The 8,294-nt window shown below is 41.1% G+C and carries 8 protein-coding genes and 2 pseudogenes; all 10 read right to left on the bottom strand.

The window, feature by feature from the left end; genetic code table 11:
* On the bottom strand, positions 1–582 hold a 582-nt coding region (locus ACFIKR_RS08270; protein WP_375659517.1), incomplete at its 3' end, for a lysozyme.
* Positions 583–654: 72 nt separating this feature from the next.
* The gene (locus ACFIKR_RS08265) at positions 655–783 is read right to left on the bottom strand and encodes a hypothetical protein (protein WP_375659516.1); all 129 of its coding nucleotides are present in this window, start codon (positions 781–783) and stop codon (positions 655–657) included.
* Between the two features lie 11 nt (positions 784–794).
* Positions 795–1,001, bottom strand: coding sequence for a hypothetical protein (locus ACFIKR_RS08260; RefSeq protein ID WP_375659515.1), 207 nt, complete (start codon positions 999–1,001; stop codon positions 795–797).
* A gap of 23 nt (positions 1,002–1,024) precedes the next feature.
* The gene (locus tag ACFIKR_RS08255) at positions 1,025–1,669 is read right to left on the bottom strand and encodes a hypothetical protein (protein ID WP_375659514.1); all 645 of its coding nucleotides are present in this window, start codon (positions 1,667–1,669) and stop codon (positions 1,025–1,027) included.
* A 72-nt stretch (positions 1,670–1,741) separates the two neighbouring features.
* A pseudogene (locus ACFIKR_RS08250) lies at positions 1,742–2,139 on the bottom strand (hypothetical protein).
* Positions 2,140–2,167: 28 nt separating this feature from the next.
* Positions 2,168–2,363: pseudogene (locus ACFIKR_RS08245) on the bottom strand (SMI1/KNR4 family protein); the annotation flags it as partial.
* Positions 2,360–2,830 (bottom strand): SMI1/KNR4 family protein, encoded by a 471-nt coding sequence (locus ACFIKR_RS08240; protein ID WP_375659513.1) that lies wholly within the window; start codon positions 2,828–2,830, stop codon positions 2,360–2,362. The gene ACFIKR_RS08240 and the pseudogene ACFIKR_RS08245, both read right to left, overlap by 4 nt.
* A gap of 252 nt (positions 2,831–3,082) precedes the next feature.
* Positions 3,083–3,445 carry an HNH/ENDO VII family nuclease gene (locus ACFIKR_RS08235; RefSeq protein WP_208439475.1) on the bottom strand — a complete coding sequence of 121 codons (363 nt, stop codon included), beginning with the start codon at positions 3,443–3,445 and terminating at the stop codon, positions 3,083–3,085.
* A gap of 109 nt (positions 3,446–3,554) precedes the next feature.
* Entirely contained in the window at positions 3,555–6,113 is a 2,559-nt protein-coding gene (locus ACFIKR_RS08230; RefSeq protein ID WP_375659512.1) for a DUF6990 domain-containing protein, read from the bottom strand.
* On the bottom strand, positions 6,114–8,294 hold a 2,181-nt coding region (locus ACFIKR_RS08225), incomplete at its 5' end, for a DUF637 domain-containing protein (protein WP_375659511.1).

Raw genomic sequence — 8,294 nt, 5'->3', positions numbered from 1 at the left:
CCATTGCACCGGTCCATTGCCTGCTAACAAGCCGCCAAAACCTGAACAAGACCCTATAATCGGGGCAAGTGCTTCTATTTTAAGAAGTCCGGTTGCCGTTTTCGTTTCTACCCTTTGATAATTTGAAGAAACATAAGCCCCTTTTACCCATAATCCCGCTTCTGCTGCTCGACGGTTGGCTAAACCAGCAAGAGGCTTCCCACCAACCTTATTCCATTTCTGTAATTCAACAGGAACGGCTTCATAATCGCCTTGATTAAGCTTCTTCAACAATGTTGACTTGCGAAAAGCAGCTTTTCCTACATTATAGCAAAACGAGACCAATGCCGCGAATTGGCAATCCGTTAACGAAACCGTGACCGATTCCTCTACCGTCTGCTCGAATTGCTTTAAGTCTTCACAAAGGATTTCTTCTGCTTGCTTTTGGCTAATACACATGCCTTTTTTGACAAGGGGGTGACCCGCATTGCTGGTGTGACCATAACCAATCGTCCAGACACATGCCGTATCTCTATAAGCCTCTAAACGCAATCCTTCCCATTGTTTGATAAGCTCTAATCCTTCTTTCGATATCTTTCTCATCTGACGCTCCATAAAAAAAGCCCCACAAAAGTGGGGCTGGATAAAATGATGTTCTAATCAATCTCGCACTAATTATAATAAAATGGGGTCGCTACATCCACGGGCGCCTATTTTTTCATCTTCTACATAACGAGAATGCGCAAAATTCCGTAGAAGATGATCATTGTTAGAGCCACCAGTCCAATCGCCTCCTCCCAACATAACATTTATGTCTACACTAAACTGCTTCCTTGCTCCCCTGTATGCCATTTAGTCACTGGATAACAACCAGACAAATATTGCCAAACATAACCGCAACCATCCTCACAACCGATATCCGAAATCATCCGTCTATTGTTTGTATCAACGTGTCCTCCAGACGTCTTAGGAGAAGGCGCTTGATTGCCGACAATACTGGTTGCTTGATTACTTCCATACATGCTTGGCGAAAACTCATCACTCGTCAAAAATCTCTTATTAACAGACCAAAATCAAAGGCATGATCTGCATAGCTACGATTGGTCGTAATCGGAACACCATATGCCGACTTTGCATTTTCACCTGTCCCTGATTGAAGATAAATATCAACCCAAATATTATGCCACGGATTGTAAACCATTCCCTCTGGGTCACTACGTGGACGGTGATTTAAACACCAAACAGAATTGGGCAAAACATCCCCCGCTTGATAACCCGATAAGAGATGATCTTCAATCTCACCAACATCCGCACATAGCGTATGAAATCCACCAATCTTTTCAGAATTATCCTCTGTATAGCCATCAGGAGCCGTCGGATTTTGCGAAAGCTCAAAGGATATCTCATTCGTCTGATCTTTTAAGATGAGATATATATAATAATCCTTTCCTGCTTCAAGATCTTCGTCAAAAGTCATCCTTCCACGCCCTAGAACGCGGTAAAAGAGGTACCTACCCCCATTCTCTCCACCATGATAAAAGCGAAAACATGCCCCTTTATTGATCACAAGACCTTTTCTATTTTTCGAATCGGCTTCCAGAATTCTGTCAGGTTGCTCAAAACGCACATCCTCTAAAAAATTAGTGGAAAGAGAACCTACCGCTGCCTTGTTGGTGAGCTGATCAACCACTAGATCAACGTATTACCCGCTTGAATAAAGAAGGGTACTATTTTGACTCCCTTCATCATTCGTGCTTTTTGTTCAACTAACTCTTTCAGAATGGGTAGGACGCTTTGATGATCGCTTTTGCAAAGATTTTTTTGTTTGTTGACGTTTTCTTTCATTCTCAAAATGGGTTATCATGGCCCGTTTCTTCTTGCTCGTATTGCTTAGACCAAAAGTATCATTGTCCATAAATTGCTGATATCCAGCTATCATGAGACCGGTTAGGAACGAGTCACTTTTCGGAGGTTGTGTAAAATAAATCCCCTTTGAATCCTGCAATTTATATCGCTAGAAGAAGCATAAACCGGTTTCCAGCCACACTTTAAAAGTGATTGTTCGATTACACCCCGATCTGCTCTAGGCTTTTTCCATAAAACCAAAATCGATGGGAGAGGATTGCCTAACTGACATCCAGCTGTACTTAAGAGAGGCATGCAGCTCTATAGTTTTAAGATTTTTTTTCATTTTCCCTCCTCCATAGTTTTTTTCAAAAACTCTTGTAAGAAGATGTGAATTTCAAACCAAGAGCTTTCTCCGCCTTTTCAATCACGAGATCACCAACCGCATTTTCTTCAGAACAAAAATTGACAATATCATCATTATATTTATTAACTTTATCAATTAATACTGCAACATCATCTAAGGTATAGATTTTCATAAATCTTCCCCTGCATACTCTTTAATTCTTTTACAGAGAAATTCATAAAAATTACTTGCGTAATATTGGGGATCGTCAAGTGGAAACTTAAGATAGAGCGGGCACTCTCCATCCCGAAATTGAGTATAATCAAAGTAAAAGGTTTCACCAAAATCAGTTGTGCAGATAACAAGTTGTTTGGGGTCCGTAAAGCCATCTCTTCTATCGAGCAAATTTCGATAAACAATATCACCAGCAGGAATACCAGCACAGATTTCATAAATACTGAATATTTCTTCACCTCCAATTTCTCCCCCTCCATAATTTTTTAAAAAACTCTTATAGGAAGAGGTAAATTGTAAATCGAGAGTGTTCTCAGCTGTTTTAATCCGTACATCATCAGGGGCATTATCTTTAGTACCAAAATTAATAACATGACTATGCATATCAATATATTGTGCAACATCTGATAAAGTATAACTTTTCATAAATTTTTCTCCATAAGTCACAGTGTGTTTTTACTCATAATGAGTGTTCCTACTGATCAATATTTCTCTACTATAGCCAATGGAATTGGGATTACGTTAATAGAATATAAAGGATATTTTCTTTGAAAGAGCTCTTTTCTCATCTGTCTCTGTAAAATCATCTCTCATTTACAATATATGATGTAATTAAAGGGAATGATCATTAAAATTTAGAGAGCGCTTTTAGGGATATTATTTCAATATTTGCAATAATTACTTTTTCTTTTTTCTTGCTGAGGAGTCTTTTTTTGAAATCCAACAAATAACTTTTCTGATAAAGTTTGCCTTTGGCTTCATAGGCGCAACAAAACTCTTGTCTTGATAAAATGAGTAGAGAACCTCAGCCATAGGACCTTCTTGTGTCATAGGATATAACATAATAGGCCTACAATCGACTCCAATAGGAGCTCTTCCTGATACCATTCTTTCCACATTTGTACCTGTTACTATCTGTCCTTTTTCTTTCCAAGAAGAAACTGTTTCAGGCTCAAACAGCTCATCTCCCTGATAAACTTTTTTACCTTTAAATTCCACAGGTTCAGCTGCTCCCATAATTTTTTTCTTTATCCATTTCATGATTCATAAGCCCCTTCAATTTTTTCAAAATAATCAATGTATTCTTTGTTCTAAATAGACTTAACAAACTCTCCTTCCACGAGCGGGGTTGCTCCTTGCTGGTAACCTCTTATTGATCATCAAGCTTTTCTGCCACCTGTTTAATCAAAGCGTAGCTCACTTGCTTCACCTTTGCTACTTCTTTGGCTAAAGCTAATGCACGTTCAAGGTGGGTTTTGTTGATGCTCTCGTCAAAGCCTAGGTGATCACCTGCCGTAAAGCTTTTCTGATAAGATTGTAAGGTCTCAACATCACCCAATAAAGCAAGAGCGCCAAGATGAAGTAAAGCATAATCCGTATCGTTTGCTTTGGACGTGGCGCCTTTTTCCCAAGGAGCAGTGCCATAATCAGAGCGAAGTCTTTTAGAAAGGTCAATGTCTGTTACCGCCCATTTTAGCGCGTCATCAAGTGCTTGCTTTAAGCGATCCGCAGTAACTTCTGGTTCAAAGATTTCTAACCCCTTTGCTTCAAAATTAAGCTGTATATCTGGAATATCTTCCGTGTAGGTAGGATCAATGAATTTACAAGCGGTGGAAAGAATGCCAGTACTAATCATAAAAGCGCTATCAAATTGCGGGTAGTCTTTGGCAATTTCGTCGTTATAAAGAATATCTACTTCACGATCAGCCAATTGATAGCTTGCCATATGGTCATTCTCATTGATTTTCTCGGTTGACCAGCCTAGGCTTTTTAAAAGTGCATGAGCACTTTCCATGGTGAGACGATCATCAGTGTCATCCACTTCATCCACTTCCTCTGCCGCTTCAACAGAAGTTGTTTTAAAAGCAACAGATGCTGTTTGCGCATCCAAACTCAAAATCGGAGCGTTTTTGGGAAAACCAGTCCGATAACGCCGTGCAAGAGTAAGAGCGTTGTCAATCGTATATTTCGTGATACCTTCCACAAAGCCTAGATGGTTCTTTGCCCTGAAACTTTCCTTATAAAATTTGAGCTTTTCAATATCACCAATCAGAATGAGTGCTATAAAGTGACGTGCCACAAGGTGAGCTTCACTGTTTGTTGGCAAAGCGGCATAATCATAGATGATTTGATTGACATTTTGCCGATCTGCCCATTCAAGTATATCTGTACAAATCTCCTTTAGCTTGCCTTCATCCAATTCAGTACTAGAAACTGTATAAAATTCTTCTGCCTCTTTGAGAGCTATATATTGGGGCAATCTAGGAAACATCTCTCTATGAGCAGTAGAAAAGCCAAGTGTTGAAAGCGAAGCCTTAAATACAACAATCGGCTCTTCTTCATCACTTTGAAGGTTATACATTATATTGATGATACGGTCTTTACTTACAAAATAAGCATTGCGATCATAGTTCTTATCACGATAAACTGTCCAGTCTATCCTTTTTAAGTCTTCAGAAACTGTATTAAGAAAAGACAAATCTTGCAAACTAAGACGATCATCTATGGCTTTTCGCTCATTAAAGATTTTCAGATGCTCTTCAGCAAATTGAACGGCGTGATTAACATACTTCTCCACTTCACGGTCTTCTAAATGTCCAGAAATCGTACCGGCTTCTAAAAAATTTTGATAAGATTTCAGGATATCAATTTGACCTGTCAATGCTAAACAAGCCAAATGCCAGACTATACGTATATTGTAGCTATACTTTTGAACACGTGTTTTGCTTTCTATTGATGCTTGTAAATCTTGGGCACGTGCCCATTGTATTATTCGCTCAGAGATTTTGATAAGCTCTTGCTCATCTAATGTCTCTACACAAATATCAATGCCTTTATCAAAACCACTAAAAATCCCCCCCCCAATCGTGTTAAAAGAATTATAAATATTTGTAGGTGATATGCACCGATACTCCCCACTATAGTGAATATATTTACAAGCTACAGAAATCATTTCATTAGATATTTCAGCTTCAATACGGACATTGTAATTGTCATGGAGACGTATAAAACCAAAATCAAATTGAATAAAGCGGTCGGGCAAAATCAACCACATTTTTCCAGGCTCCGTAGAAAACCACCCTTGTGTTTTAAGAACGCGCATTGCTGCTGTGAGGCTTATCGAGCGCTGTTTGGTTTTTTTGCGCGTTAGAATATCATCCAACTCCCCATTTTTATAGGCTTGCGCAAAAAAAAGCAGGCGATCATCCGATGTCATTGTTTTATAATCTGCAAATTCTGGCACAGATAGTTTTGGGGTAGATCTATCACTCCTTAAAGCCTCCATATCACCAAGTAATGCTTGTGCAACGGCAGAATGATTAGTAGCTTCCTCGCACAACTTTTTTTCAATATCCTGTGCTTGCGCCCATGCAATCACTCTATTTAGAGCGTCCTTAATATGGCTTTCGGAAAGATCTGAAGCTTTAACATTAAAATCCTCCTTCGCGTAAAACAGCACATCTTCATATTTACGCTGTGATTTTTCACCTCTAGAATATTCCCGAGCAAGGCAATAGGAAGCAGTAGTGAGTTTAGCCGATAACCGGAACTCTTTGCCGCTCTCTCCATAATTTTTTATATCATAGCCTATGCCCACAATGCGGTCAGGAAGATGATAATGCGCAAAAGTGTCTCCCACTTCATCGCGATAGGGTTCCCAGCCCAGTATTTTTAAAATTTCTGTTACGTCTTTGGTTTGTATCTTCATTTATTGTCCCTGTACAAGTTCTTCTAAACGACCTGTATGACGGCTAATTTCATATTCGATAGGTCTTCCCCACTCCCTACCTAATTGGTTTTTAGCCCAATCTTTCTTAAAATCATCCAGTTGTTTCTGAGTTGGTTTCTTTTCGTCTATAAATTCTTTGAGTTCTTCCTGATATTTATTTAGCTTTTCTTTGTGTTCCTCAAGAAACTCTCTAATAACATCTCCCGTGGGTTTTGCATCTCCTGTTTTATAGGCTTCTTTCAAAATTTTTTGATTTTCTGTAAGCTTGGAATCACCTGTTTTTGTTTCTCTAATTTTTAATTCACCATTTTCTATATAAAGAAGATCAGGACGAGATCTTTTTTCAAGTGGTTTTCTTCCAAACATATCACTCTCAAACTCAGCTCCCTTCACCTCAGCCTTAAACGAGGATTCTTTTTGGCATACCGTACATTCTTCCTTGTTTTCTAATTCTTGCTTGTCCTTATCACGTTTTTTGTCATGATGTTCTCTGTTTTTATTTCCTGTTTGCGGATCTTTGATCTTCTCGCCCTTGGCACTGTTTTCAGTACCAATTTTTCCAACTGATTGAACAACTTCCTTTTCTGCTTTTGCAGCCGCTTCTTCAGTCTTAGCAGCGAATTTAGCCAGAACCTTTTCGCCAAGCTTTATGCCTCCCTTGGCTGCTCCAGCACCTCCCAAAAACAGCGTTGCTACTTCAGTCAATAATTTTCCAAATTCAAGACCAGCATTAAAGGAACCACCGGCACCGGCTCGCTCATATTCCTCCTCCATTTTATTAATGCGATCTACATAGGGCTGTGCAAAGGCATGCCCAAGGGTAGCCAAAACCTTACCACTGGTGAAGAAATCTTTGAGCGCTTTCAAAATCTCTTTGGAATTTTTGGCTATTTGTATCAAGTCACCAACCGTAGGAGAACTGATTATTTGCAAAAAACCATCAACCGTATCGTATACTTCAGCCGGTACACCAGCTACCATACCAGCCCCAAAGCTTATACCTTGCCCTGTACTAATCGCAGACCACTTCGCAGACACTGCTGCTTCACATAAAAGGTCAGGACACTCCTTTAATTCTTTATTCATCTGGGCTATTTGAGCACTGCTGAGGTAGTTATTTGCAGCGGCATTTCCAGCGGCATCGGCGCCGGCATCAACATCGCCACCGGCAATGGCAGCGGCAACGCCCCCCGCAGCCCGTGCAACATCAATGGTGTGATCTCTAAAGTCAGCAAACTGCGCATCAATCTTTGCGTTTATACGCGCTTCCTCTTCCGGAGTTGGGGTGCGCCCGTTTAGATCACCCATTTCCTCTTTCACAATGCCTTGCACCCACAATTGAAACTGGAGCATGGCTGTGGCTTCACCCACAGCCCCGCCCACAGCACCGGCAGAGCAAGCGCCGCTCGCAACCGCGCCTTTTAAGCAGCCAAGACCAGCATGGGCAACGATCTGAGTGACCGTATCTATTTTGCCTTCTGCCTTGGCAGTACCGATTTCTTCTGCCAACGATTTGCCAACCGTATCAGACAGGGCGATGCGCAGATTGTTAAAAAAGTTCTTGTCAAGAGAGCCACCTTCAAGAGCCGTTTGCACGCCTGTGCCAATGGCGGCTTTGATCAGGTTCTTTTCCGCTTCAAGGGCGATACGATCGACAAAAGGAGCGGTTTTTGGCAAAGATTGTCCAACACCAACCATTTCCGTTATTTGGCTGGTTAAGCCCGCTGTCAACATCGACGAGACAATGCTGAGAATATTCTTGGAAGAACCAAGCTCATGCAAGGCGCCGGCAATGTTGCCGCGATTATTGACAAGAGCCACAGCGCTTTTGTTAATCAGCGCTTGGACACCTGCCTGTATCGCCGCATTCATGGCGGTGCTCGAGCCAAGCCCTAAAGCACCGGTAATGGCACTAGCAGCGCCCGAGGCTGCTCCGCCCGTAACCGCCGTGACAGCCAATGCCACGATAGCCGCACCGGCTTCTGTCAGCCCTTGGGCTTTATAATCCCAATCTTTAAATTCAGCCTTAACTGCTTGCCAATCCACTTGCTTGGATAATTCTGGATCATCACGCAGTTGCTTAATCCATGCCATGCCTGGAGAGTGTGACAATTGTTCAAGGGATTTGTCTAAATCACCGGTTGCCTCATATTCAACAAC

The sequence above is a fragment of the Bartonella sp. MR30HLJHH genome, from assembly GCF_042194195.1.
GTDB lineage: Bacteria > Pseudomonadota > Alphaproteobacteria > Rhizobiales > Rhizobiaceae > Bartonella > Bartonella grahamii.
This window is presented reverse-complemented; position numbering and strand designations above follow the sequence as displayed.